We start from the raw sequence: 350 nt of genomic DNA on the forward strand, positions 1-350 counted from the left end.
AATTGTTGGGTGTTAATTGTTTTACCATAGTGTTTTGCTATGATTTTTATACACGTTGGACCGCAATCTTTTGCCTCAGTTTGTTGATCGTTTGGGAATTTTTTCAAGCAAATAATTATTTAAATTGGTTTGAAAAGCGGGTTGTTTTAACCCGCTTTTTCTTTATTTTACTAACAACATTTAAAATAAAATGCTTGTTTTTTAGCATCTGGTAACATACAGCCTTCTGTATCTAAGCCTAATTCTAAACAAGAGGCACCCATTGATCCTCCGTTAATAGTTTGTTGTTCCGCTTTATTTAAAGCCTTCCCAAAATTTAAAATTGATTTTTTCATTATTAATATTTTAAA

2 protein-coding genes are annotated in these 350 nt (G+C 30.0%); both read right to left on the minus strand.

Translation table 11 applies throughout. The features are described from left to right. On the minus strand, positions 1–107 hold a 107-nt coding region (locus tag Q0881_RS17765), incomplete at its 3' end, for a cysteine peptidase family C39 domain-containing protein (protein ID WP_299163317.1). 63 nt (positions 108–170) lie between these two features. After that, a partial coding sequence (locus tag Q0881_RS17770; protein WP_299163314.1) for a hypothetical protein occupies positions 171–350 on the minus strand: 180 nt, incomplete at its 5' end.

Source organism: uncultured Tenacibaculum sp., from assembly GCF_947494125.1.
In the GTDB taxonomy this organism is placed as follows: domain Bacteria; phylum Bacteroidota; class Bacteroidia; order Flavobacteriales; family Flavobacteriaceae; genus Polaribacter.